This is a genomic window from Nocardia sp. NPDC050697 (assembly GCF_040654395.1).
GTDB lineage: Bacteria > Actinomycetota > Actinomycetes > Mycobacteriales > Mycobacteriaceae > Nocardia.
In genome coordinates, this window is the sequence record NZ_JBFAHY010000007.1 from 1 (window position 1) to 22082 (window position 22082).

Annotated in this window: 24 protein-coding genes and 3 pseudogenes; 18 read left to right on the forward strand and 9 right to left on the reverse strand. The window is 72.6% G+C overall.

The annotated features are described in order from the left end of the window. The 8 genes and pseudogenes from AB0H71_RS23255 to AB0H71_RS23290 form a co-directional block, all read left to right on the forward strand. Positions 1-603 (forward strand): annotated as a pseudogene (locus AB0H71_RS23255) (lytic transglycosylase); the annotation flags it as partial. Between the two features lie 151 nt (positions 604-754). Then, positions 755-1648 (forward strand): lytic murein transglycosylase, encoded by an 894-nt coding sequence (locus AB0H71_RS23260; protein WP_357024569.1) that lies wholly within the window; start codon positions 755-757, stop codon positions 1646-1648. Positions 1649-1668: 20 nt separating this feature from the next. Beyond that, positions 1669-2805: an Mrp/NBP35 family ATP-binding protein gene (locus AB0H71_RS23265; RefSeq protein ID WP_357024572.1), complete on the forward strand. Its 1137-nt coding sequence runs from the start codon at positions 1669-1671 to the stop codon at positions 2803-2805. Positions 2806-2831: 26 nt separating this feature from the next. Then, positions 2832-3110, forward strand: a pseudogene (locus AB0H71_RS23270) (DivIVA domain-containing protein); the annotation flags it as partial. A gap of 317 nt (positions 3111-3427) precedes the next feature. Next, the gene (locus AB0H71_RS23275; RefSeq protein ID WP_357024575.1) at positions 3428-4030 is read left to right on the forward strand and encodes a DNA-3-methyladenine glycosylase I; all 603 of its coding nucleotides are present in this window, start codon (positions 3428-3430) and stop codon (positions 4028-4030) included. Between the two features lie 113 nt (positions 4031-4143). Then, positions 4144-4311 (forward strand): DUF3117 domain-containing protein, encoded by a 168-nt coding sequence (locus tag AB0H71_RS23280; protein ID WP_011211259.1) that lies wholly within the window; start codon positions 4144-4146, stop codon positions 4309-4311. After that, positions 4298-4402, forward strand: a pseudogene (locus AB0H71_RS23285) (methyltransferase type 11); the annotation flags it as partial. The gene AB0H71_RS23280 and the pseudogene AB0H71_RS23285, both read left to right, overlap by 14 nt. Before the next feature lie 183 nt (positions 4403-4585). Then, the gene (locus tag AB0H71_RS23290) at positions 4586-5152 is read left to right on the forward strand and encodes a methyltransferase domain-containing protein (protein ID WP_357025525.1); all 567 of its coding nucleotides are present in this window, start codon (positions 4586-4588) and stop codon (positions 5150-5152) included. On the opposite strand, the gene glgA is transcribed toward AB0H71_RS23290, so the two are convergent. Further along, entirely contained in the window at positions 5134-6297 is a 1164-nt protein-coding gene (gene glgA / locus AB0H71_RS23295; RefSeq protein WP_357025528.1) for a glycogen synthase, read from the reverse strand. The two genes, AB0H71_RS23290 and glgA, sit on opposite strands and share 19 nt — an antisense overlap. A 137-nt stretch (positions 6298-6434) precedes the next feature. Here glgA and glgC point away from each other — a divergent pair, with 137 nt between their 5' ends. Next, positions 6435-7649 carry a glucose-1-phosphate adenylyltransferase gene (gene glgC, locus AB0H71_RS23300; protein WP_357024578.1) on the forward strand — a complete coding sequence of 405 codons (1215 nt, stop codon included), beginning with the start codon at positions 6435-6437 and terminating at the stop codon, positions 7647-7649. Positions 7650-7651: 2 nt separating this feature from the next. Here glgC and AB0H71_RS23305 read toward each other — a convergent pair whose 3' ends face one another. Beyond that, positions 7652-7897, reverse strand: coding sequence for a hypothetical protein (locus AB0H71_RS23305; protein ID WP_357024581.1), 246 nt, complete (start codon positions 7895-7897; stop codon positions 7652-7654). 84 nt (positions 7898-7981) lie between these two features. After that, complete coding sequence (locus AB0H71_RS23310; RefSeq protein ID WP_357024583.1) at positions 7982-8620, reverse strand: O-methyltransferase; 639 nt, start codon at positions 8618-8620, stop codon at positions 7982-7984. 234 nt (positions 8621-8854) lie between these two features. Here AB0H71_RS23310 and sigE point away from each other — a divergent pair, with 234 nt between their 5' ends. The 7 genes from sigE (at position 8855) to AB0H71_RS23345 (ending at position 13720) form a co-directional block, all read left to right on the forward strand. Beyond that, positions 8855-9529 (forward strand): RNA polymerase sigma factor SigE, encoded by a 675-nt coding sequence (sigE, locus tag AB0H71_RS23315; protein ID WP_357024585.1) that lies wholly within the window; start codon positions 8855-8857, stop codon positions 9527-9529. Positions 9530-9594: 65 nt separating this feature from the next. Next, positions 9595-9966 (forward strand): hypothetical protein, encoded by a 372-nt coding sequence (locus AB0H71_RS23320; protein WP_357024588.1) that lies wholly within the window; start codon positions 9595-9597, stop codon positions 9964-9966. Positions 9967-9976: 10 nt separating this feature from the next. Next, a complete protein-coding gene (locus AB0H71_RS23325) occupies positions 9977-11506 on the forward strand; it encodes a trypsin-like peptidase domain-containing protein (protein ID WP_357024591.1) in 1530 nt (509 codons plus the stop codon). Between the two features lie 34 nt (positions 11507-11540). Continuing rightward, positions 11541-11975, forward strand: a complete 435-nt coding sequence (gene tatB / locus AB0H71_RS23330) for a Sec-independent protein translocase protein TatB (protein ID WP_357024594.1) — start codon at positions 11541-11543, stop codon at positions 11973-11975. Positions 11976-12049: 74 nt separating this feature from the next. Further along, positions 12050-12901, forward strand: a complete 852-nt coding sequence (locus tag AB0H71_RS23335; protein WP_067652791.1) for a hypothetical protein — start codon at positions 12050-12052, stop codon at positions 12899-12901. A 118-nt stretch (positions 12902-13019) separates the two neighbouring features. After that, complete coding sequence (locus AB0H71_RS23340; RefSeq protein ID WP_357024597.1) at positions 13020-13541, forward strand: hypothetical protein; 522 nt, start codon at positions 13020-13022, stop codon at positions 13539-13541. Further along, the gene (locus AB0H71_RS23345; protein WP_357024600.1) at positions 13538-13720 is read left to right on the forward strand and encodes a hypothetical protein; all 183 of its coding nucleotides are present in this window, start codon (positions 13538-13540) and stop codon (positions 13718-13720) included. The genes AB0H71_RS23340 and AB0H71_RS23345 overlap by 4 nt, the downstream gene beginning before the upstream one ends. Before the next feature lie 6 nt (positions 13721-13726). Here AB0H71_RS23345 and AB0H71_RS23350 read toward each other — a convergent pair whose 3' ends face one another. From AB0H71_RS23350 to dapE, 6 genes are all read right to left on the reverse strand, one after another. Next, complete coding sequence (locus AB0H71_RS23350) at positions 13727-14665, reverse strand: glucosyl-3-phosphoglycerate synthase (RefSeq protein ID WP_357024603.1); 939 nt, start codon at positions 14663-14665, stop codon at positions 13727-13729. Next, complete coding sequence (gene folP, locus AB0H71_RS23355) at positions 14662-15546, reverse strand: dihydropteroate synthase (RefSeq protein ID WP_357024606.1); 885 nt, start codon at positions 15544-15546, stop codon at positions 14662-14664. The genes AB0H71_RS23350 and folP overlap by 4 nt, the downstream gene beginning before the upstream one ends. A gap of 47 nt (positions 15547-15593) precedes the next feature. Further along, positions 15594-17294, reverse strand: coding sequence for a long-chain-acyl-CoA synthetase (locus AB0H71_RS23360; RefSeq protein ID WP_357025531.1), 1701 nt, complete (start codon positions 17292-17294; stop codon positions 15594-15596). Between the two features lie 64 nt (positions 17295-17358). Next, on the reverse strand, positions 17359-17919 hold the full coding sequence (locus AB0H71_RS23365) for a TIGR00730 family Rossman fold protein (RefSeq protein WP_357024609.1): 561 nt from the start codon (positions 17917-17919) through the stop codon (positions 17359-17361). Further along, a complete protein-coding gene (locus AB0H71_RS23370; RefSeq protein WP_357024612.1) occupies positions 17913-18707 on the reverse strand; it encodes a TIGR00730 family Rossman fold protein in 795 nt (264 codons plus the stop codon). The genes AB0H71_RS23365 and AB0H71_RS23370 overlap by 7 nt, the downstream gene beginning before the upstream one ends. A 73-nt stretch (positions 18708-18780) precedes the next feature. Beyond that, complete coding sequence (dapE, locus tag AB0H71_RS23375; protein ID WP_357024615.1) at positions 18781-19878, reverse strand: succinyl-diaminopimelate desuccinylase; 1098 nt, start codon at positions 19876-19878, stop codon at positions 18781-18783. Positions 19879-19955: 77 nt separating this feature from the next. On the opposite strand from dapE, the gene AB0H71_RS23380 reads away from it, so the two are divergent. Then, on the forward strand, positions 19956-20927 hold the full coding sequence (locus AB0H71_RS23380; protein ID WP_357024618.1) for a LacI family DNA-binding transcriptional regulator: 972 nt from the start codon (positions 19956-19958) through the stop codon (positions 20925-20927). 67 nt (positions 20928-20994) lie between these two features. Further along, complete coding sequence (locus tag AB0H71_RS23385; RefSeq protein ID WP_357024620.1) at positions 20995-22068, forward strand: phosphotransferase; 1074 nt, start codon at positions 20995-20997, stop codon at positions 22066-22068. The last annotated feature ends 14 nt before the right edge of the window (positions 22069-22082 follow it).

Sequence of the window (22082 nt, forward strand, 5' to 3'; positions counted from 1 at the left end):
TTGTCGTGGTCGGCGGCGTATCGGACGGGTGGGGCGCCGGCGGCGGGGCGGATCTCGCCGGAGGCGATCGCGCCGGGGTCCGGCGGCTGGGGCACCGCGCCCGGCGTGCTCGCCGCCTCCGCGCCCGGCACCACGATGCCGGCCGCGATCCCGGGGCCGGACGGCCTGCCGCTGGAGGAGCCCGCCCCCGCGACGACCAGCACCCCGGTGCCGGAGCCGATGATCACCATCCCCGGGCTGCCGCCCATCCCGTGCGGCATCTTCTGCCCGCCCGCGCAGCCGCAGGGCCGCACGCTGCCGCAGCCCGGACCGCAGCCGCCGCAGGGCGAGAACCTGCCCCAGGCCGGGCCGCAGGCACCGCAGGGCCAGAACCTCCCGCAGCCGGGGCCGCGCGCCCCGCAGGCCGAGCCGCTGCCGGGGCCGCAAGCCGCCGCACCCCAGCCGGAGTGCCCGCTCGGCCCGGACGGCAAGCCGCAGGTGTGCGGCCCGGACGGGCAGCCGGTCGCCCCCGCGCAGGACCCGGCGGCGCCGCCGCCCGGGCTGGTGCTCCCCTTCGGGATCACCATCCCGCTGCCCGCGCCGCCCGCCCCGCCGGTGCCGTGATCGGCAGAAACCGCCGATCACAATCGGATCACGAATAAAACCACAGGTCAGCCCAGTTAAACGCAAGACGCATCACGAAGGGGTAACAAAAACATCTCGGCTGCGGTAGCCTCTGATCGTCCGAGCGTCGAGCATGGAGGGTCAGCGCACCGTGGGGCGTCACCGTAAGCAGCAAACCGCGTCCTTCAAGCGCAGCTCGGTTCTCGCGCTGACCGGCCTGGTACCGGCGGGCCTCGCGGCCGTCACCGCCACCACGAACGTCAGCCCGGCGGCCGTCGCGCAGCACCTGCCGAACCCGCGCGACCTGCTGAACAACGAGGCGGGCGACGTGCTGGAGCCGGAGACCGCGGCCCCCGATGCCGCCGAGGTCGTCGGCGCCCAGCCGGTCGCCGCGGTGGCCACCGCCGAGCACGCCATGGCCAAGCCCGCCGCGCCCCCCGTGGTCAAGACGGTGGCGCTCGCCGGCGACCGGGCCCAGGCCGATCTGCCCGCCGGCTCGCTCGGCATCCCCGGGATCGCGATCGCGGCGTACCAGAACGCCGAGGATCGGCTCGCCATCGAGAACCCGAACTGCCACATGGGCTGGTCCACCCTGGCCGGGATCGGCCGGGTCGAGTCCACGCACGTCTACGGCGGCAAGGCCGACAAGGACGGCAACCCGCTCAAGCCGGTCTACGGCCCGGTGCTGGACGGCTCGCTCTACGGCAACAACGTCATCCACGACAGCGACGGCGGCGTCCTCGACAACCTCGGCGGGTACGACCGCGCCATCGGCCCCATGCAGTTCCTGCCGGAGACCTGGACCAAGTTCGCCGCCGACGGCAACAACGACGGCATCGCCGACCCGCAGAACCTCTTCGACGCCGCGCTCACCGCGGGCAAGTACCTCTGCCACGGCGGACTCGACATGCGCGACCTCTCGCAGCAGACCAAGGCGATCCTGCGCTACAACAACTCCATGGCCTACGTCGCCAACGTCATGGCCTGGGCCAACTCGTACAGCAGCAATGTCGCGCCCAAGCCCGCGGACCTGCCCCGCATCTGACCGCACTAGACTCGGTTCCCATGTCAGTGGTAACGGAAGCGGACGTGCGGGGCGCCCTCGCCAAGGTGGACGACCCGGAGATCCGCAAACCGATCACCGAACTGGGCATGGTGAAGAGCATCGGGGTCGCGGACTCCGGTGACGTGCACGTCGAGGTCTACCTGACCACCGCGGGCTGCCCGATGCGGACGGAGATCAGCCAGCGGGTCAGCCGCGCGGTCTCCGACGTCCCCGGCGTCGGCGCCGTCACCGTCGAACTCGACGTGATGAACGACGAGCAGCGCACCGAGCTGCGCAAGTCGCTGCGCGGTGACTCCGCCGACCCGGTCATCCCGTTCGCCCAGCCCGGCTCGCTCACCCGGGTCTACGCCGTCGCCTCCGGAAAGGGCGGCGTCGGCAAATCCAGCGTCACGGTGAACCTGGCCGCCGCCATGGCGGCGCGCGGGCTCTCCGTCGGCGTGCTCGACGCCGACATCTACGGCCACTCCATCCCGCGCATGCTCGGCACCGACGCCCGCCCCACCCAGGTGGAGCGGATGATCATGCCGCCGATCGCGCACGACGTGAAGATGATCTCGATCGCGCAGTTCACCCAGGGCAACACGCCGGTGGTCTGGCGCGGGCCGATGCTGCACCGGGCGCTGCAGCAGTTCCTCGCCGACGTCTTCTGGGGCGATCTGGACGTGCTGCTGCTCGACCTGCCGCCCGGCACCGGCGACGTCGCCATCTCCATCGCCCAGCTCATCCCGAACGCGGAGATCCTGGTGGTCACCACGCCGCAGCCGGCCGCCGCCGAGGTGGCCGAGCGGGCGGGCGCCATCGCGCTGCAGACCAGGCAGCGGATCGCCGGCGTGGTGGAGAACATGTCCTGGCTCGACCTGCCGGACGGCAACCGGATGGAGCTCTACGGCTCCGGCGGCGGCCAGGCGGTGGCCGACCGGCTCACCCGCGCCGTCGGCGCCACGGTGCCGCTGCTCGGGCAGGTCCCGATCGAGCAGGCGCTGCGCGAATCCGGCGACGAGGGCACCCCCATCGTGCTGCGCGACCCGGACAACCCGGCGGCCAAGGCGCTGCTCGAGGTCGCGGACAAGCTGGCCGTGCGCAGGCGCGGGCTGGCCGGGATGTCGCTCGGCATCGACACCACCCGGCACCTGTAGTCCGGCCGCACCAATAAGCTCGGGGCATGCTCACGCTGCTGCTGTACGTACTGATCGTCGGATTGGTGGCCGCGGTGCTCTTCCTGCTGGCGGGCGCCGTCTTCGGCCGGGCCGAGGAGCTCGGGCCGCTGCCCGAGGGGACGACCGCCACCGTGCTGCCCGCGGTGGAGATCGCCGGCGCCGACGTGCGCTCGCTCCGCTTCCAGCAGGTGGTCCGCGGCTACAAGGCCGCCGAGGTGGACTGGGCGCTGGCCCGGCTCGCCGAGCGGATCGACGAGCTGCAGCACGAGCTCGCGCTGGCGCGCACCGGGCCGGACGGTGCGCCCCGCCCCGCCCCCGGCTCCCGGCCGGCTCCCGCTGGGAACGGCCGGACCGCCGCCGGTCCCCCGTCCGACGGCCGTGTCGACACCGGCTTCGCGCCGGAGAGCCGGGCCGGTACCGGCCGCGGCGCGGAGTCCGCGGTCCCCGCCGTCTCGCGGCCCGGCACCGGGGAATTCCCCCGGAATCCGGTTTTCCGCACCGGCGAATTCACCGCGCCCGGCACCGGCGACATTCCGGCCGGGATCGCGGAACAACCGGCCCGCCCGCGCCGGATCACCCGCACCGGCGAATCGGAGAATCCGTGAGCGCACCGCCGGACGACGGCCGCATCCGCTGCCCCTGGCCCCTCGGCTCCCAGCTCTACCTCGACTACCACGACACCGAATGGGGCCGCACCCTGCACGGCGACGACGCGCTCTACGAGCGGATGTCGCTGGAGGCATTCCAATCCGGCCTCGCCTGGATCACCATCCTGCGCAAGCGCCCCGCCTTCCGCGCCGCCTTCGCCGATTTCGCGATCGACCGGGTGGCCGAGTTCGGCCCCGCCGACGTCGAGCGGCTGCTCGCGGACGCCGGCATCGTGCGCAACCGGGCGAAGATCGAGGCCACCATCGCCAATGCCAGGGTCGCGGCGGAGCTGGACGGCGGGCTGGACGCGCTGCTCTGGTCGTTCGCGCCGCCCGCCCGGCCGCGGCCGCGCACCGGCGCCGAGATTCCCGCCGTGACCCCGGAATCCACCGCCATGGCGCGCGCGCTGAAAAAGCGCGGATTCCGCTTCGTGGGCCCGACGACGGCATATGCCCTGATGCAGGCGGTGGGAATGGTGGACGACCATGTCGCGGACTGCTGGGTGCGGTTCGAGGACTCGTTTTCGAACTCACCTGTCCGAGAAGAAGCGGGATAGGGAAGAATAGAAGCCGGTGTATCTCGCCGATTGTCGGCGGGTGCGCCGGTTGGTGACAACTGGAGTTCCGAGAAGTGCGCGGGAATATCGCGCAGATCTGGAGGGAGCAGAGGATGGCGGCCATGAAGCCCCGTACCGGGGACGGTCCCCTCGAGGCAACCAAGGAAGGGCGTGGGATCGTCATGCGGGTTCCACTCGAGGGTGGCGGACGGCTGGTCGTCGAGCTCACACCGGATGAAGCGGCTGCACTGGGTGACGAACTGAAGAGTGTCACCAGCTAGCAGCGCGGTACTCGCCGAGCTCGCCGAGGTACTCGCGTGTCCGAATTGCGGACTCGCGCTCACCGCCGCCGGCCGCGCGCTGCGGTGCGGCAGCGGGCACAGTTTCGACCTCGCTCGCCAGGGATATGTCAGCCTGCTCACCGGTGCCGCCAGCCGGTTCACCGGTGATACGGCCGACATGCTCCTGGCCCGTTCCGATTTCCACGCGCGGGGTCATTTCGCTCCGGTCGCCGCGGCGGTCGCCACCGCCGCGGCGCCACCGGAGGGAAACGGTGTGCTGCTCGAAATCGGGGCGGGCAACGGTTACTTTCTCGGCGCGGCGCTCGATGCCGCGCCCGGTGCCCGCGGTATCGCGCTCGACATCGCCAAGCCGGCCGCGCGCCGCGCCGCCCGCGCCCACCCGCGCGGCGCCGCCGTCCTCGCCGACGTGTGGCGCGGGCTCCCGCTCCGCGCGGCGGTGCTCGACACCGTGCTCACCGTCTTCGCCCCGCGCAACCCGGCCGAGGTGGCGCGGGTGCTCGCCCCCGAGGGGCGGTTCGTCGTGGCCACGCCCACCGAGCGGCACCTCGCCGAGCTGATCGGCCCGCTCGGGCTGGTCCGGGTCGACCCCGGCAAGGAGCGCAAGCTCGAAGCCGCGCTGGACGCCGATTTCGCGCCGCTCGGCGCCGAACTCGTCGAGTACCCGATGACGCTCACCCGCGCCGACACCGCACTCCTGGTCCACATGGGCCCGTCCGCTTTCCACGCGGGCGCCGAGACCGCCGCGAAACTCGCGGCCCTCCCCGCCGAACTCGAGGTCACCGCCTCCGTCCGCATCGGCACCTACCGAACGCTGCGGTAGATCGCTTCCGTCTGCTCGGCGATGCGCGCCCAGTCGAATTCGGCGATGGCCCGCGCGCGCCCGGCCGCGCCGTACCGCGCCGCCAGCTCCGGATCGGCGGCGAGCCGGTTCACCGCCTCCGCCAGCCCGCGCTCGTACTCGTCGGCGGCGGCCGGGTCGTAGTGCACCAGGTTGCCGGTCTCCCCCTCCACGACCACCTCGGGGATCCCGCCCACGTCGGAGGCGACCACGGCGGTCCCCGCCGCCATCGCCTCCAGGTTCACGATGCCGAGCGGCTCGTACACCGAGGGGCAGACGAAGACCGCCGAGGCGGCGAGGATCTGCCGGATCTGCTCGGTGGGCAGCATCTCGCGCACCCAGAAGATCCCGCCGCGCCGCTCCCGCAGCTCGGCCACGGCCGCGGTGACCTCGGCCTCCAGCTCGGGCGTGTCCGGCGCCCCCGCGCAGAGCACCAGCTGGATCTCCGGGTCGAAGCCGCGCGCGGCGGCGAGCAGGTGCCCGACCCCCTTCTGCCGGGTGATCCGCCCGACGAAGGCGACGATTGGCCGGTCCCGCCGCACCCCGAGCCCGTCCAGCACCACCGGCGCCCCCGCGGCGGGGGCGCCCGGATGCCAGAGCGTCGCGTCGATCCCGTTGCGCACCACGTGCACCCGGCCGGGGTCGAGCGCCGGGTAGGCGTCGAGCACGTCGTGCCGCATACCGTCGCTGACCGCGATCACCGCGTCCGCCAGCTCGACGGCGTTCCGCTCGGACCACGAGGAGAGCCGGTACCCGCCGCCGAGCTGCTCCGCCTTCCACGGCCGCCGCGGCTCCAGCGAGTGCGCGGTGAGCACGTGCGGAATGCCGTAGAGCGTGGCCGCCAGGTGCCCGGCCAGCCCGGTATACCAGGTGTGCGAGTGCACCACGTCGAAGTCGCCGACGGCGCCCGCCATCCGGACCTGGGTGGAGATCATCCGCAGCGCGGCATTGGCCCCGGCCAGCTCCGGATCGGGATCGTGCACAACGGCATCGGTGCGCGGAACGCCCATGCAGTGCACGGTGACCTCGGCCAACCGGCGCAGCCGCGCGGTCAGCTCGGTGACGTGCACCCCGGCGCCGCCGTACACCTCGGGGGGGTACTCCCGAGTCATCATCGCCACCCGCAGCCGCGGGTCGGGGTGCTCCTGCCCGTCGGAGCCAGCTGCCGAGCGTCCGCCGTTCGTGCCGAGACTCACTGGTCCAAACTTAGACGCTGCCGCCTGCCCGGGCCACTCGCACGGCGGCGACACGGTAGCTTGGCATTGTGAGGAGCCAGCCGCACGTACTCGGGATCGTGCTCGCCGGTGGCGAGGGCAAGCGACTATTTCCCCTCACCGCGGATCGTGCCAAACCGGCCGTTCCGTTCGGAGGGGCCTACCGACTCATCGACTTCGTGCTGAGCAACCTGGTGAACGCCGGGTTCCTCCGGCTCTGTGTGCTGACGCAGTACAAGTCGCACTCGCTGGACCGGCACATCTCGCAGACGTGGCGGCTCTCCGGCTTCGCCGGCGAGTACATCACCCCGGTGCCCGCGCAGCAGCGGCTCGGGCCGCGCTGGTACACCGGCAGCGCGGACGCCATCATGCAGTCGCTGAATCTCATCTATGACGAGGACCCGGAGTACATCGTGGTCTTCGGCGCCGACCACGTGTACCGGATGGACCCGGAGCAGATGGTCAGGCACCACATCGACTCCGGCGCCGGCGTCACCGTCGCCGGGATCCGGGTGCCGCGCAGCGAGGCCAGCGCCTTCGGCTGCATCGACTCCGACGAGTCCGGCCGGATCACCCAGTTCCTGGAGAAGCCGGCGCACCCGCCCGGCACCCCGGACGACCCCAATGTGACCTTCGCCTCCATGGGCAACTACGTCTTCACCACCAAGGTGCTGGTGGACACCATCAAGGCGGACGCGGAGAACTCCGACTCCGACCACGACATGGGCGGCGACATCATCCCCACGCTGGTCGCCGCGGGCGAGGCGAGCGTCTACGACTTCGCCGACAACGAGGTGCCCGGCGCCACCGCCCGCGACCACGGCTACTGGCGCGATGTCGGCACCATCGACGCCTTCTACGACGCGCACATGGACCTGGTCTCGGTGCACCCGGTCTTCAACCTCTACAACCGGCACTGGCCGATCCGCGGCGCGGCGGAGAACCTGCCGCCCGCCAAGTTCGCGCAGGGCGGGCTGGCGCAGGAGTCGATCGTCGGCGCGGGCAGCATCCTCTCCGCGGCCACCGTGCGCACCTCGGTGCTCAGCTCCAACGTCATGATCGACGACGGCGCCACGGTGGAGGGCAGCGTGCTCATGCCCGGCGTGCGGATCGGCCGCGGCGCGGTGGTGCGCCGGGCCATCCTGGACAAGAACGTGGTGGTCGGCGAGGGCGAGATCATCGGCGTCGACCTGGAGCGCGACCGCGACCGCTTCGCGGTGAGCAACGGCGGCGTCGTCACCGTCGGCAAGGGCGTCTGGGTCTAGCGCTACCGGCAGGCGAACGGGTAGCAGTTGCCCGGCTGGCTCGGGATGGTGGTATTGGTGTGCGGCCGATCGCTGGAGTTGCCGCCGCCGAGCATGATCGCCAGCACGATGGCGATCACCACCACCAGCAGCACCCCGATGAAGGCGCGGATCAGCCAGCGCTGCAGCCCGTCCCCGCCGCTGTTGCCGGCGGCGGCCTCGGTCGTCTCCACCGCGATGTACGTACTGCCGCCGCGTCCCCAGATCATGCTGCACCCCGATCTCGTTGCCCGGCCGTCACTTCGACAGCTTACGGGGCGAATACCCGCGCGCGGGAGCGGAAATCGCCCGGCTCAGCCCCGGCTGGCGCAGAGCAGGCCGTCGCCGACCGGGATGAGCACGCTGGTCAGCCGGGGGTCCTCGGCGACCGCGCGCAGCGCCGCCCGCACCGCGTGCGTGGTGGCGTCGCGCTGCGCCGGGTCCGGCACCCGGCCGCCGAGCAGCGCGTTGTGCAGCAGGATGGCGCCGCCGTCGCGGAGCAGCCGCACCGCCTGCTCCACGTACTGCGGGTGCTCGATCGGCGCGGCGTCGACGAAGACCAGGTCGTAGGCGCCGTCGGCGAGCCGGGGCAGCACGTCGAGCGCGCGGCCGTTGATCAGCCGGGTGCGCCCGGTGGGGATGCCGGCGGCGCGGAACGCCTCCTTGGCGGCGCGCTGGTGCTCGGCCTCCGGGTCGATGGTGGTGAGCGTGCCGTCCTCCCGCATGCCGTCCAGCAACCACAGCCCGCTGATGCCTGCCCCGGTGCCGACCTCGACCACCGCGCGGGCGGCGAGCAGCTGGGCGTACATGCTCAGCAGCGCGCCCACCGACGGCGGCACCGGCGCCGCGCCGAGCTCGAGTGCCCGTTCGCGGGCGCCGACGAGGATCTCGTCCTCCACGACCGAGTCCTCGACGTAGGCGAGGGTGCGCTCCAGGTTCGATGCCACGACCATGAGGCTAGTGCGGACCAGGCGGTACCGGGTGGCTCCACGCGGCCGCGCATTTTCTCAGCTCACCCTCAGCCTCTTTATATCCAGGGCATATGGCGGCAGGACAGAGTGTGAAGCACGCGGAAACCGCACGACGGTAAACGCGGGCGCCGGGAACAACGATGTACCCCACGTCGGTTGTCCCTGGACGACGACCCGCGGCGTTTACGGTCCCTAGTAGGAGGTAGCCCCATCCACATGGTCGATGCGGCGAGAGAATACGCCACCCTGCCGGAACATCCCGAGCCGGGCGACTTCGATGCCACCGCTGCGGTTGCCGAGGATTCGCCGGAAAACCTGACCGGAACCGCCGCCTTCGACGCGACCGGCGACCGCGCCGCCATGCCGTCCTGGGAGGAGCTCGTCCGCGAGCACGCCGACCGGGTCTACCGGCTGGCCTACCGCCTCTCCGGCGACGCCCAGGACGCCGAGGACCTCACCCAGGAGACCTTCATCCGGGTGTTCCGCTCGCTGCAGAGCTACCAGCCCGGCACCTTCGAGGGCTGGCTGCACCGCATCACCACCAACCTCTTCCTGGACATGGTCCGCAGGCGCAACCGCATCCGCATGGAGGCGCTGCCGGAGGACTACGACCGGGTGCCCGCCATCGGCCCGACCCCGGAGGACGTCTACCACGACGCCCGGCTCGACCCCGACCTGCAGTCCGCGCTGGACTCGCTGGCCCCCGAGTTCCGCGCCGCCGTGGTGCTGTGTGACATCGAGGGGCTCTCCTACGAGGAGATCGGCGCCACGCTCGGCGTCAAGCTGGGTACCGTGCGCAGCAGGATCCACCGCGGCCGTCAGGCCATCCGGGATCACCTTGCGCATAATGGAGCACAGCAGCGGTCCGCCGCTGACTCGACGATCGGGTGACCCGGCAGGGTCGGCGTCACCCACCTGCCGTGGTCGATGTCGATAGTCGGAAGGGTGAGCACCGAATGAGTGGCGACTCCAGCGCGTCGGGCCGTCGTCCCCGGTTCCACGCCACCGAGCACCTCGCCAGCGAGGCGGTCGCGGCCTATGTCGACGGCGAGCTGCGCATGAACGCCTACCTGCGCGCGGCCCACCACCTCGCGGCCTGCCCGGAGTGCGCGGCCGAGGTGGAGGCCCAGCAGCAGGCGCGGATCGCGCTGCGCCGCTCCGGCGCGGTCTCGGCGCCGCACGGGCTGCACGACAGCCTGAGCCGGATTCCGTTCGCCGAGCCGCAGCCCGGCGCCGCGCACCGGGAGAACCGCCGTGACGAGGCGGTCTTCGGCTTCCTGTCGGAATCGTTCACCGCGACCCGGTGGACAACCTGGTGGCGCAAGTAGAGTTCAGCGGGTGACCACCGAATCGACGAATTCCGGAGCGGCCGACACCTCGGATTCGGCGGCGAACCGGGGGAATCTACGGCCGCCGGACGCCCCGGTGCTCGGCCCGCGCCCGGTGTACCGGCCGCACATCGATACGCACACCGCCTCCGCCTTCCGCAGGCCGTCGGGGCTCAGCGGCTCGTTCGCCGAGCCCGATCGGGCGCGCGCCGCCGCGGCCGGCCCGGAGCCGGTGCCGCACCGCCCGCCGGACGCCGTGCTGGCCGAGGCGTTCGGCAGGCCGGAGGGCTCCGCCGAGCTGCTGCAGCGCGACCCGGAGGCCGCCGAGCGGGACGACCGGATCGCGGGCCCGGAGGATCCGTGGCGCGACCCCGCCGCGGGCGCCAGGCTCGGCGCCCCCGCGCTGCCCACCCCGAAGCCGGAGACGCTCCCCGCCGCCGAGCGGCTGACCGCGCGCCAGGTGCTCTTCGGCTCCAGGGTCGCGCCGCGCGCGCTGGCCCTGCTCGCCGCCGTCGCGCTGGTGATCGGGCTGGTCGGCGGGGTGGTCGGCAGGCTCACCGCGGAGACGGCCTCCACCCTGACCTCGCGCAAGGTCACGCTGGAGCAGACCGAGGGCGGCGAGGAGCCGCACGGCCAGATCGCCAAGGTGGCCGACGCGGTGCTGCCGTCGGTGGTCTCCATCCGGGTCACCGTCGGCGACAACGGCGCCACCGGCTCCGGCGTGGTGATCGACGGCGCGGGGTACGTGGTGACCAACAACCACGTCATCTCGATGGCCGCGCAGGACACCAGCGGCCGCGCCGCCATCCAGGTCACCTTCAACGACGGCACCCGGGTGCCCGCCCGGATCGTCGGGCGCGACCCGAAGACCGACCTGGCCGTGATCAAGGTGGACGCCGACAACCTGACCGTGGCCCAGCTCGGCAAATCCGACGAGGTGCAGGTCGGCGACGACGTGCTCGCCGTCGGCTCGCCGCTCGGGCTGAGCAAGACCGTCACCTCCGGCATCGTCAGCGCGCTGCACCGGCCGGTGAAGCTCTCCGGCGAGGGCAGCGACACCAATGCCGTGATCGACGCGGTGCAGACCGACGCCTCGATCAACCCGGGCAACTCCGGCGGCGCGCTGGTGGACATGCAGGGCCGGGTGGTCGGCATCAACTCCGCCATCCGCTCGGAGACCGGCGGCTCGGTCGGGCTCGGCTTCGCCATCCCGGTGGATGTCATGACCCAGGTCGCGCAGACGCTGATCCGGGACGGCTCCATGCACCACCCGATGATCGGCGTCAGCGCCAACACCAGGCAGGTCGCGAACGAGGTGATGAGCGGCGCCGCGGTGGCCGACGTACAGCCGGACGGCCCGGCCGCGAAGGCCGGGATCGTGGAGGGCGACGTCATCGTGAAGGTCGGCGACCGCGAGGTCACCGGGCCGGACGAGCTGGTGGTCGCGGTGCAGACGCGCAAGATCGGCGAGACGGTGAACGTCACCCTGATCCGGGACGGCAGGCAGGTGGACGTTCCGGTCACGCTGCAATCCGACTGACCGGTCGGCCGCGCGCGGAGGGTAACCTGGAGCGGTGTTCAGCAATATCGGCTGGGGCGAGTTCGTCATTCTGATCGTCGCCGCCCTCGTGATCCTCGGTCCGGAGCGGCTGCCCGGCGCCGTGCGCTGGACCACGCGCAGCCTCAGGCAGGTGCGTGACTACGCCAGCGGCGCCACCTCCCAGCTCCGGGAAGAGCTCGGGCCGGAATTCGACGATCTGCGCAAGCCGCTCGCCGACCTGAACGAGCTGCGCGGGATGACGCCGCGATCGATGGTCACCAAGCACCTGCTGAACGGCGACGACTCGATCTTCCGCGATATCGAGCGGGCCGTCCCGGACACGAACGACCTGTTCGGTACGGGTGGCGCCATGCCGGACTACCCGAAACCGACCGGTCCGAGCCTCACCAAGGGCGACAAAGCGTTGGGGCACAACGAGCGTCCGCCGATCGACACCGACGCCACCTGAACACCCCGCTGACCGGCCGGGAAGCGTCAAGCAGGCTAGACGCAGGATGCTGGTCATCTGTCTAGACTTCGCACATGTCGGCCGATGACGTGGCACGGGTCTTTGCGATCGAGGACAAGGTCGATCGACTCAAGGCGGCTACCGAGGGAGTCGCGGCGGCCCAGCAGACCATCAACGAGCTCACCCGGATCCGCCGCGCGGTCATCCGCGAGTTGCACGACGAGGGCTGGACGTTCGCGAGAATCGGTGCCGCCGCGGGTCTTTCCCGGGCCAGGATCCACCAGGTGAGTACCCAGGGCCCGGCGCCCGAGGGGTTGTTCTTCGGACACGGTGCGCTGCGCGTGCTGGTCCCCGAGGTCAGGGCGGGGCGGGTGCTCGGCGCACCCGACCCGGCGGCCGCGCAGCGGCTCGCGGAGCTGCTGCGCCAGCTGGGATTCGCCGTGGTGGTGGAGAACTTCCTGCCGGGGCGCCCGCTCGATCTGAACCGGGACGGGCTGATCGTGCTCGGCGGCCCCGAGCTCTCGCCCAGCCTGCGCCAGCTGGTGACCGCCGATCCGCGGTTGCGCCGCACCATCACCCGCGCCGGTGATGCCAGGCGCGGGATCGAGGATCGCGCGGCACGGCGGGTCTACCGCCCCGGCGGCCCCGAGCCGCACGACATCGCGTACCTGGCCCGGCTACCCCGGCCGGACGGGCGCGGCACGATCCTGGTGATCGACGGGCTGCACCCGCCCGGCTCGCTCGGCGCCGTGCGGCTGCTCGCCACCCGGCTGGCGACGCTGCACGAGCGGGCCGACAGCCACCTGTTCTCCGTGCTGATCGCGGTCAAATACGAACGGGCGACCGGGGAGCCGGTCGACGCCGACCTGCTCACCCCGGTCTACCGGCACGATGCCGACCCGCGCCCGGCACGGGCGCGGCGCTGATCCGGCCATACCCGGCCGCGCTCGATTGTGTTGGAGTTCACCGCCGCTTCCGGCCCGCCTTTCCTACGTCCGTGTTTGAATTGCTGGGCGATAACTGATGGGCAGTAAGGTGAACTCCGTGGTGGCGACCTCCGACGACGGCGGATTCCGCGTCCCGGCCGTGGAGCGCGATTCCGGCGCGCTGGTGACCCATCGGATGACCTACAGCGACCGGCTCCGCGTCTTCCTCGGCCCCGGCGAGGCGGTGGCGCGGTACCTGCGCCCGCTGCGCGGCCTCGACGGCAAGCGCCGGTACTCGCTGAACCTGGCCCGGCTCCCGATGCCGCTGCGCGCCACCGGGATCACGCTCGCCGACAGCACCGCCTTCGGCGGCAACTTCGTGCAGTGCCTCGGCGCGGCGGACGCGCTCACCCTGGAGCTGTGCCGCACCGGCGGCGGCGGGCTGCCCCGGCACTACGTGCTCGGCCTGCCCGGCGCGCGGACCGGGGCGCCGAGCGTACCCATCCCGTGCGGCGCCGCCGACCGGTACGTGCACGCGGACGAGGTCTTCACCGCCGCGCACGCCGCCGAGGTCTTCACCGAGTACTTCCACAGCGGCGACGTCCCGGCCGGTTTCCAGCTGCGCGGGACCGGGCAGTGAGCGAGTCGCTCTTCGTCCTGCTCGCGCTTGCTGTCTCCGCGCTCGCCCTCGGCACCGCACTGATCCTGCGGCTGCGCCGCCCGCGGGAGCACGAGCAGGTGACCGTGGACGAACTGCGCGCCCGCATCGCCGCCGAATCGGAGCCGCCGGACGACGAACCCGACTCGGCGGACCGGTAACCGATCTCAGGCCGCGACCTCGGCCGGGCGCAGCGTGTTCATCGGCGGCCGGTCGGCGAGCGAGACGTGCGTGCTGTGCGCGGTGAATTCGTCACCGATCAGCGGGAACTGGGTGAGCGCCGCCCCGGAGTCGGCGATTCCGCAGCGGCCGAGCACCGTTCCGAGGATCTGCCGCGACATCACCCCGAGATCGGAGAGCGGCCGGTTGCGGTGCGTGCGCACGCCGAGGTTCACCTGGCCGATGGCGTGCAGGCCGAGCCGGTCGTAGGTGTCGAGCAGCAGCCCGATCTCGACGCCGTAGCCCGGCGCGAAGGGCACCGAGGTGAGCAGCTCCCTGGTCCCGGCGTACTCCCCGCCGAGCGGCTGCAGCACCGGCCCGAGCCCCGGCCGCAGCGCGGCCAGCAGCGGCCGCGCCACCAGCTCGGTGACCCGCCCGCCGCCGGTGGCGTCGACCGTGCCCCCCTGCCGCAGCGGCCGCCGGTAGTACGCCTTCACCAGGTGCAGGTCCGGCACCGTGAGCAGCGGCCCGAGCAGCCGCGGCACGAAGGACGGGTCCGGGTCGATGAGATCGGAGTCGACGAAGGCCACCAGGTCGCCGCCGGTGGCGGCGAGCGAGCGCCACAGCACCTCGCCCTTGCCCGGCACCGGCTCCAGCTCCGGCACCGCCTGCTCCCGGCTCACCACCCTGGCCCCGGCGGCGCGGGCGCGGGCGGCGGTGGCGTCGGTGGAGCCGGAGTCGAGGACGACCAGCTCGTCCACGAGCGTGCCGAGCAGCGGCCGGATGCTGGCCACCACGTCGGCGACGGTCTCCTCCTCGTTCAGGGCGGGCAGCACGACGGAGACCGTGCGCCCGTCCTTGGCGTCGACCAGTTCGTCGACGGTCCAGTCGGGGGCGTCCCACGTGTGCGTGGCCGCCCAGCCGTGCTCGCGATAGCGGTTCGTCATACCAGTCCTCGCAATGTTCGCGCCGGCGGCCGGATGCCCTGGATCGCCGCGGTCATGTCCACGACCCGCCGGGTCGCGGCGACCTCGTGGACCCGGAAGACTCGGGCGCCCTGTGCCGCCGACAACGCTGTCGCCGCCAATGTGCCCTCCAGCCGTTCGGATAGTCCGACACCAAGAGTCTCCCCGATGAAATCCTTGTTGCTCAGCGCCATCAAGACGGGCCATCCGGTCTTTACAAGAACGTCCACTCCGCGCAACAGAGCGAGCCCGTGGTAGGTGTTCTTGCCGAAATCGTGGGTCGGATCGATGAGGATGCCGTCCCGGCGCACCCCCGCCGCGAGCGCCGCCTCGGCCGCCGCGGTGACCACCGCGGTCACCTCGGCCACCACGTCGGCGTAGTGCACCCGGAACGGGCGGGTGCGCGGCACGGCGCCGCCGGTGTGGCTGCAGACGATGCCCATGCCGCGCTCGGCGGCGACCAGGACCAGCTCCGGGTCGGCGCCCGCCCAGGTGTCGTTCACCAGGTCGGCGCCGGCTTTCCCGGCCGCGAGCGCCACCTCGGCGCGCCAGGTGTCCACGCTGATCAGCAGCTCGGGGTAGCGGGCCCGGATGGCGGCGACGAAGGGCACCACCCGGCGGCTCTCCTCGGCGGCGTCCACCTCGGCGCCCGGCCCGGCCTTGACACCGCCGATATCGACCAGGTCGGCGCCCTCGTCCACGGCGCGGGCCACGGCATCCATGGCGGCGGCGTCGGTGAAGGTGGCGCCGCGGTCGTAGAAGGAGTCGGGGGTGCGGTTCACGATGGCCATGACCAGCGCCCGATCCGTCGCCACCGGCCTGCCGCAGAGGGTGGGCGGCGGGGCCGCGGCGGGGCTGATCATGCTCCGACTGTACCGACGGGGATAGCGACCGGTCGGTGGTGTCCGGATCAGCCGCGCGGGGCCCGGCCGGCGGCTACCTCGGCCGGGTAGTCGTCGTGGAAGGGCACGTACCCCGCCTCCCGGCCGTCGAGGACGTACAGCTCGCCGTCGGCGTCCGGGTCGAAGCCCTGCTTCCGCAGCTCCACCTTGCGGCTCTTGAAGGTCGAGGTCTGCTCCAGCTCACCGACCACCCGGACGAAGAGCGGGCGGGCGTAGGCGGGCAGCCGGTCGTGCACCAGCCGGGCCAGCGCGGCGCCGTCGAACTCGGCATCCGGGCGCAGCACCACCGCCGCCATCCCGGCTCTGCCGTCGGCGCCGGGCACCTCGACCCCGTACACGACGGCCTGCGCCAGCTCGGGGGCCGCGCCGAGCGCGCCCTCGACCTCGGTGGTGGCCACGTTCTCGCCCTTCCAGCGGAAGGTGTCGCCGACCCGGTCGACGAAGGCGATGTGGAACCAGCCCTGGTCGCGCACCAGATCGCCGGTGTCGAACCAGACGTCGCCGCGGCGGAAGCCGTCCCGCACCAGCTTGGCCTCGCCCGCCTTCGGGTCGGTGTACCCGTCGAACGGGGTGAGCCGGGTGACCTTGGCGAGCAGCAGCCCGGCCTCGCCGGTGCGCACCCGGCGCAGCTTCCCGTCCCGGCCCCGGCGCGGCCCGCCCGCCTCCTCATCGTACTCGACCACGGCGTACGGCAGCGGCCCGAACCCGGCGGTGCGCGGCACCCCGAAACCGTTGATGAAGGCGATATTGCCCTCGCTGGCGCCGTAGAACTCGACGATCCGCCCCACGTGGAAGCGGCGCTGGAAATCGTCCCAGAGCTCCGGCCGCAGCCCGTTCCCGACCGCCAGCCGCACCCGGTGCCCCCGATCTTCCGCGCGCTCCGGCTGATTCAGCAGGTACCGGCACAGTTCGCCGATGTAGACGAAGGCGGTGGCGCGCTCCCGGATCACCTCGTCCCAGAACCGGGAGACCGAGAAGCTCCGGCCGAGCGCCAGCGTCCCGCCGCCCGCGAGCACCGAGGAGAGCGCGACCGTGAGCGCGTTGTTGTGGTAGAGCGGCAGGCAGCAGTAGAGCGTGTCCGAACCGTGCAGCCGCACCCCGAACCCGCCGAGCCCGGCCATCGCCTTGCCCCACCGGGCGTGCGTCATGACGCTGGCCTTCGGCATGCCGGTGGTGCCGGAGGTGAAGATCAGGAAGGCGCGCTCGCTCGGCCGCACCCGCGCGCACGCGGCCGGATCGTCGGCCGCTTCGGCGCGCGCCCGCTCGGCCAGCTCCTCGGCCGCGAGCAGGTTGCCCGGCCGCTCGTCCAGCGAGTCCAGCGCCTCCGCGCACTCCGCCCCCGCGATCAGCACCCGGCTCTCCAGCAGCCCGATGCTGTGTGCAAGCACCTCGCCGCGCTGGTGGTGGTTGAGCAGCCCCGCGGTGGCGCCGAGCTTGACCGTCGCGAGCACCGCGAAGAGCGCCTCCGGCCGGTTCTGCAGCAGGATCCCGACCACGTCGCCGGAGCGCACCCCGGCCGCGGTGAGCACCGCCGCGTACCGGTTCACCTCGGCATTGGCCTCGCGGTAGGTGAACGCCGCGCCCTCGAAGCGCAGGAAGACCCGATCCGGCACCCGGTGCGCCACCTGCTGGAAGGCGAACCCGACCGAGCGGCCGCCGGTGAGCAGCCCGAGCGCGTTGCGCAGCATGACCGGCGCGTCCGGCAACATCCCGGGCAGCCGGGTGACGATGTCGAACAGCCCGACCGTCGATGTGCTCACTGCGGTTCTCCTCTCAGGCCCGCGCGGACTCCAGCGCCGCGAAGGCCGACGGCAGATCGGGGGCGACCACCACCCGGTCCAGCGCGGCCGCAGTGACGAAACCGCGGTCGCGCAGCGTCGCGATCCAGTCCAGCAGGCCGCCGTAGAAGCCGCCCGCGTCCAGCAGCACCACCGGTTTGCCGTGCTCGCCGAGGTAGCCGCCGGTCCAGGTCTCGAAGAACTCCTCCAGGGTGCCGATGCCGCCGGGCAGCGCGAGGAAGGCGTCGGCCCGCTCCTCCATGATCTGCTTGCGCTGCCGCATGGTGTCGGTGACGATCAGCTCGTCGGAGTCCACGTCGGCGACCTCCTGGTGCACCAGGTGCTTGGGGATGACCCCGAGCGTGTGCGCGCCGCCCGCCCGCGCCGCGGTGGCCACCGCCCCCATCATGGAGACGTGCCCGCCGCCGGAGACCAGCCGCCAGCCGCGCCGGGCGATCTCGGTGCCCACCCGGGCCGCGAGCCGCACGTGCTCCGGGTCGGTGGTGCTGGCCGAGCAGTACACACAGACGGCGTACCCGCTCGCAGCGGTCACCATTCGTCCTCGGTGCCGAGCGCGTCGACGCCGCCGGTGCCGCCGGAGGTGCGGATGATCCGCACCACCTCGGCGACGTCGTCGGTGACGTAGAGCAGGTCGAGGTCCTCCGGCGAGATCTTGCCGGAGGCGGCCAGCGAATCCCGGATCCAGTCCACCAGCCCGCCCCAGTACCTGGTGCCGAAGAGCACGATCGGGAACCGGGTGATCTTGCGGGTCTGGACCAGGGTGAGCGCCTCGAAGAGCTCGTCCAGGGTGCCGAAACCGCCGGGGAGACAGACGAATGCCTGCGAGTACTTGACGAACATGGTCTTGCGCACGAAGAAGTAGCGGAAGTTGATGCCGAGGTCGACCCACTCGTTCAGCCCCTGCTCGAACGGCAGCTCGATGCCGAGCCCGATCGAGTAGCCGCCCGCCTCGCAGGCGCCGCGGTTGGCGGCCGCCATCGCGCCCGGCCCGCCGCCGGTGATCACCGCGTACCCCGCCTCGGCCAGCGCGGCGCCGATGGCCAGCCCCGCCTGGTACTCCGGGTGCTCCTCGCCGGTGCGCGCCGAGCCGAAGACGGTGACCGCGCGCGGCACCTCGGCGAGCGCGCCGAACCCCTCGACGAACTCGGCCTGGATGCGCAGCACCCGCCACGGGTCGGTGTGCACCCAATCCGAATCACCGCGCTGGTCGAGCAGGTTGCGGTCGGCGGTGCTGCCGTCGCGGCGCGCCCGGCGGAACACCAGCGGCCCGCGGAATCTGGTGGATGGCCTGCGCGGACCGGCAGCTTCGGCGTCGGTGGACATGCGCCCCACGCTACCGGCCGCGCCCCGGCCCGAGCGCCGGGACCGCGTTGTTCGCCCGGCCGTTGCCGCGGCGTCACGCGCCGTCGGTCAGGTACCCCCTGAGCACCTCGGTGACCTGGGTGATCTGCCGCACCGGCACCCGCTCGTCGCGCTTGTGCGCCAGGTTCGGATCGCCGGGGCCGAGGTTCACCGCCGGGATGCCGCGGGCCGCGAACCGGGCCACATCGGTCCAGCCGTACTTGGCCCGCACCCCGCCGCCGCCCTGCTTGCGCACCGCCGAGATGAGGTCGGCGGCCGCAGGCGCTTTCAGCCCCGGCAGCGCGCCCGCCGCCGAGTCGGTGACCTCGAGGTCGAGCTCCAGCCCGGAGAAGACCTCGGCGACGTGCTCGGCGGCCTGCTGCACCGAGCGGTCGGGGGCGAAGCGGAAGTTCACCTCGACCTCGGCGGCGTCCGGCACCACATTGCCGGCGACCCCGCCGCCCACCCGCACCGCGGAGAGCCCCTCGCGGTAGACGCAGCCGTCGATGTCGACCTCGCGGCCGCGGTAGCCCGACAGCCGCTCCAGCACCGGGGCAAGCCGATGAATAGCGTTGTCGCCCAGCCAGGATCGGGCCGAGTGCGCCCGCACGCCCTTCGTGCTGAGCTTCGCGCGCAGCGTGCCCTGGCACCCCGCCTCGACCCAGCCCGCCGACGGCTCGCCGAGGATGGCGAGATCGGCCTCCAGCCACTCGGGGAAGTCCCGCTCGACGCTGTTCAGGCCGTTGTAGCGGGCCGCGATCTCCTCGCAGTCGTAGAAGATCAGGGTGAGATCACAGACCGGATCGGCCACGGTGGCGGCCAGGTGCAGGAAGACCGCGTCGCCGGATTTCATGTCCACGGTGCCGCAACCGGCCAGCACCCGGTGGCCGTCCTCCATGACGTAGTGGCTGGGCAGGTTGTCCGCGATCGGGACGGTGTCCAGGTGCCCGGCCAGGATCACCCGATCCCGCCTGCCGCGGTCGGTACGTGCGAGGACGACATTGCCGTGCCGTCGCACGGTGAAGCCCGAGGTCTGTTCGCGCAGCGCGGTTTCCACCACGTCGGTGATGGCCGCCTCGTCCCGCGAGACGCTCGGGATGTCGACGAGGGCGGCGGTCAGCTCGATCGGGTCGGCGCGCAAATCGATGCTCACGCCGCCAGCCTACGGGCCGTTCGCCGGACGGATGCCATGCCATCATGGTCGCGGCCGGGGCGAGGAGAAGGGGTGTGATGACCGCGAGACCGACGAAAGCGGATGTGGCCAGGCACGCGGGGGTCTCCACCGCGACCGTCAGCTACGTGCTGAACGACGTCCCCGGCCGCTCCATCTCCGAGCAGACCAGGGCCGCGGTCCGCCGCGCCGCCGACGAGCTCGGCTACCGCCCCAACCTGGCGGCCAGGAACCTGGCCCGCCGGCGCAGCGGCGTCGTGCTCTTCGTGCTGCCGCAGGTCGCGCTGAACGCGCTGGCCATCGAGGTGAGCACCAGGATGACGACCGAGCTGGCGCGCCGCGGCGTCATGCAGGTGCTCCTCTTCGACACCGGCGACGAGGCCGCCGTCGTGAACGCCATCACCGACCTGGACCCGGTCGCCGTGACCGGCGTCTACCCGCTGCAGGGCGCCGCGCTGGCCGCGGTCGAGGCAGCCCGCATCCCCAACTTCCACCTCGGCAGCAGCCGCCTCGCCGACCTCGGCAACCTGCACCTGACCGCGGGCGAGCTGCGGATCGCGCACCTGGTGGCGCGCGGCCACCGGCGGCTGGCCTACGCCTTCTCCCCCGACCCCGCACTGCGCCTGTTCGGCGAGTACTGGCTCGCCGGGCTGCGCACCGCCATGGATGCCCGCGGCTTGCCGGAGCCCGAACTCGTCGAGCTGCGCGCCGCCGACGCGGCCGGGATCGTCACCGGCTGGCACGAGCGCGGGATCACCGCGGTGTGCGCGCAGAACGACGACACCGCGTTCGTGGTGCAGCACGGCATGCGGAAAGCCGGGCTGGAGTGCCCACGCGACCTCGCGGTGATCGGCGTCGACGCCATCCCGCTCGGCGAGGTCGCCGCGCCGCCGCTCACCTCGGTCGCCTTCGAGGCCGAGGCGATCGTCGAGGTGGCGACGGCGTCCTTCATGTCCGCGCTCGGCTACCCCACCGAAGCCGAGGCGACCGGCGCGGATCTCGCGGTGCTGGTGGTCCGGGAATCCACCTGAGCCGACGGTTACGCGCGTAACCTCTCCTGAGAATGCAATTCTCCTCGCACTCCGGAAGAGGGTAACCATGACCGCCGACCTGCCGATTCCCACCGACTGGGCACAGCTCACCCCGGCCTGGATGACCACCGCGCTCGCCGGCCACTTCCCCGGCGCCAGGGTGGCCGCGGTGACCGTCGCCCTGCGCGACGACGGCACCAACCGGCGCGCCCGGCTCGCGCTGACCTACGACGGCGCGCCCGGACCACGCTCGGTCTTCGTCAAGGCGGCCGACCCCGCGCACCGAGAGCTGATCAAGCTCACCAGCGGCATGTTCCACGAGCCGAACCTCTTCCGCTCCGGCGCCGCGCTGCCGATCGAGCACCCGGCCGTGTACACCGCCCTGATCGATCCCGAGCGCGAGGACTTCCTGCTGGTCATGGAGGACCTGACCGAGCGCGGCGCGGACCCGCGCGACGCCACCCGCCCGCTCACCGTCGACCAGGCCGCCGACGGCGTCCGCGCCCTGGCCCGGCTGCACGGCCACTACTGGGGCGCCCGGCTGGACGCCCACCCCGAGCTCTCGTGGCTGGAGCCCTTCGTCCCGTGGAACGGCATGGAGATCGCGCCACTGCAGGCCGCGCTCGACCGGCTCCCCGACGCCCCGCCCGCCGTGCTCGACCTGACCATCGGCCGGCTCATCGACGACATCTGGAAGCCCTACATCGCGAGCCTCACCACCGGCCCGCAGACCCTGCTGCACGGCGACGCGCACATCGGCAACACCTACCTGCTGGACGGCGCCCGGGTCGGCTTCCTGGACTGGCAGGTGGCCCGGCGCGGCTCCTGGTCGCTGGATCTCGGCTACTTCCTGCAGGGCGCGCTCACCATCGCCGACCGCCGCGCGGCCGAGGCCGGGCTGCTCGCCGAGTACCGTGCCGCACTCGGCCTCCCGGCCGCCGAGCTGCCGTCGGCGTCCGAGATCGAGGCCGGCTACCGCGCCTCGGTCGCGCACGGCCTCACGCTCTGGCTCTGCACCGCGAGCGCGGGCGAGCTGTGGCAGCGCCCCGACATCGCGCTGGCGCTGGCCGAGCGGTACGCCACCGCCTACGCCGATCTGGACACCGCGGGCGCACTGCGCGAACTCGGCGCACCCCGTTGATATGCGCCGGTTAC

What these genes read in the sequence shown, in the direction of transcription:
- AB0H71_RS23360 (WP_357025531.1), bottom strand. Translation starts at nt 17,294, where the DNA reads ATGTTGCCGGACGCGCCGGTCATGCTGCGCAACGCGCTCGGGCTGCTC.
- folP (WP_357024606.1), bottom strand. Translation starts at nt 15,546, where the DNA reads ATGATCAGCCCCGCCGCGGCCCCGCCGCCCACCCTCTGCGGCAGGCCG.
- AB0H71_RS23365 (WP_357024609.1), bottom strand. Translation starts at nt 17,919, where the DNA reads ATGGTGACCGCTGCGAGCGGGTACGCCGTCTGTGTGTACTGCTCGGCC.
- AB0H71_RS23335 (WP_067652791.1), top strand. Translation starts at nt 12,050, where the DNA reads ATGTCGGCCGATGACGTGGCACGGGTCTTTGCGATCGAGGACAAGGTC.
- AB0H71_RS23370 (WP_357024612.1), bottom strand. Translation starts at nt 18,707, where the DNA reads ATGTCCACCGACGCCGAAGCTGCCGGTCCGCGCAGGCCATCCACCAGA.
- AB0H71_RS23380 (WP_357024618.1), top strand. Translation starts at nt 19,956, where the DNA reads ATGACCGCGAGACCGACGAAAGCGGATGTGGCCAGGCACGCGGGGGTC.
- AB0H71_RS23350 (WP_357024603.1), bottom strand. Translation starts at nt 14,665, where the DNA reads ATGACGAACCGCTATCGCGAGCACGGCTGGGCGGCCACGCACACGTGG.
- AB0H71_RS23265 (WP_357024572.1), top strand. Translation starts at nt 1,669, where the DNA reads ATGTCAGTGGTAACGGAAGCGGACGTGCGGGGCGCCCTCGCCAAGGTG.
- AB0H71_RS23305 (WP_357024581.1), bottom strand. Translation starts at nt 7,897, where the DNA reads ATGATCTGGGGACGCGGCGGCAGTACGTACATCGCGGTGGAGACGACC.
- sigE (WP_357024585.1), top strand. Translation starts at nt 8,855, where the DNA reads ATGGTCGATGCGGCGAGAGAATACGCCACCCTGCCGGAACATCCCGAG.
- AB0H71_RS23385 (WP_357024620.1), top strand. Translation starts at nt 20,995, where the DNA reads ATGACCGCCGACCTGCCGATTCCCACCGACTGGGCACAGCTCACCCCG.
- AB0H71_RS23280 (WP_011211259.1), top strand. Translation starts at nt 4,144, where the DNA reads ATGGCGGCCATGAAGCCCCGTACCGGGGACGGTCCCCTCGAGGCAACC.
- AB0H71_RS23320 (WP_357024588.1), top strand. Translation starts at nt 9,595, where the DNA reads ATGAGTGGCGACTCCAGCGCGTCGGGCCGTCGTCCCCGGTTCCACGCC.
- AB0H71_RS23310 (WP_357024583.1), bottom strand. Translation starts at nt 8,620, where the DNA reads ATGGTCGTGGCATCGAACCTGGAGCGCACCCTCGCCTACGTCGAGGAC.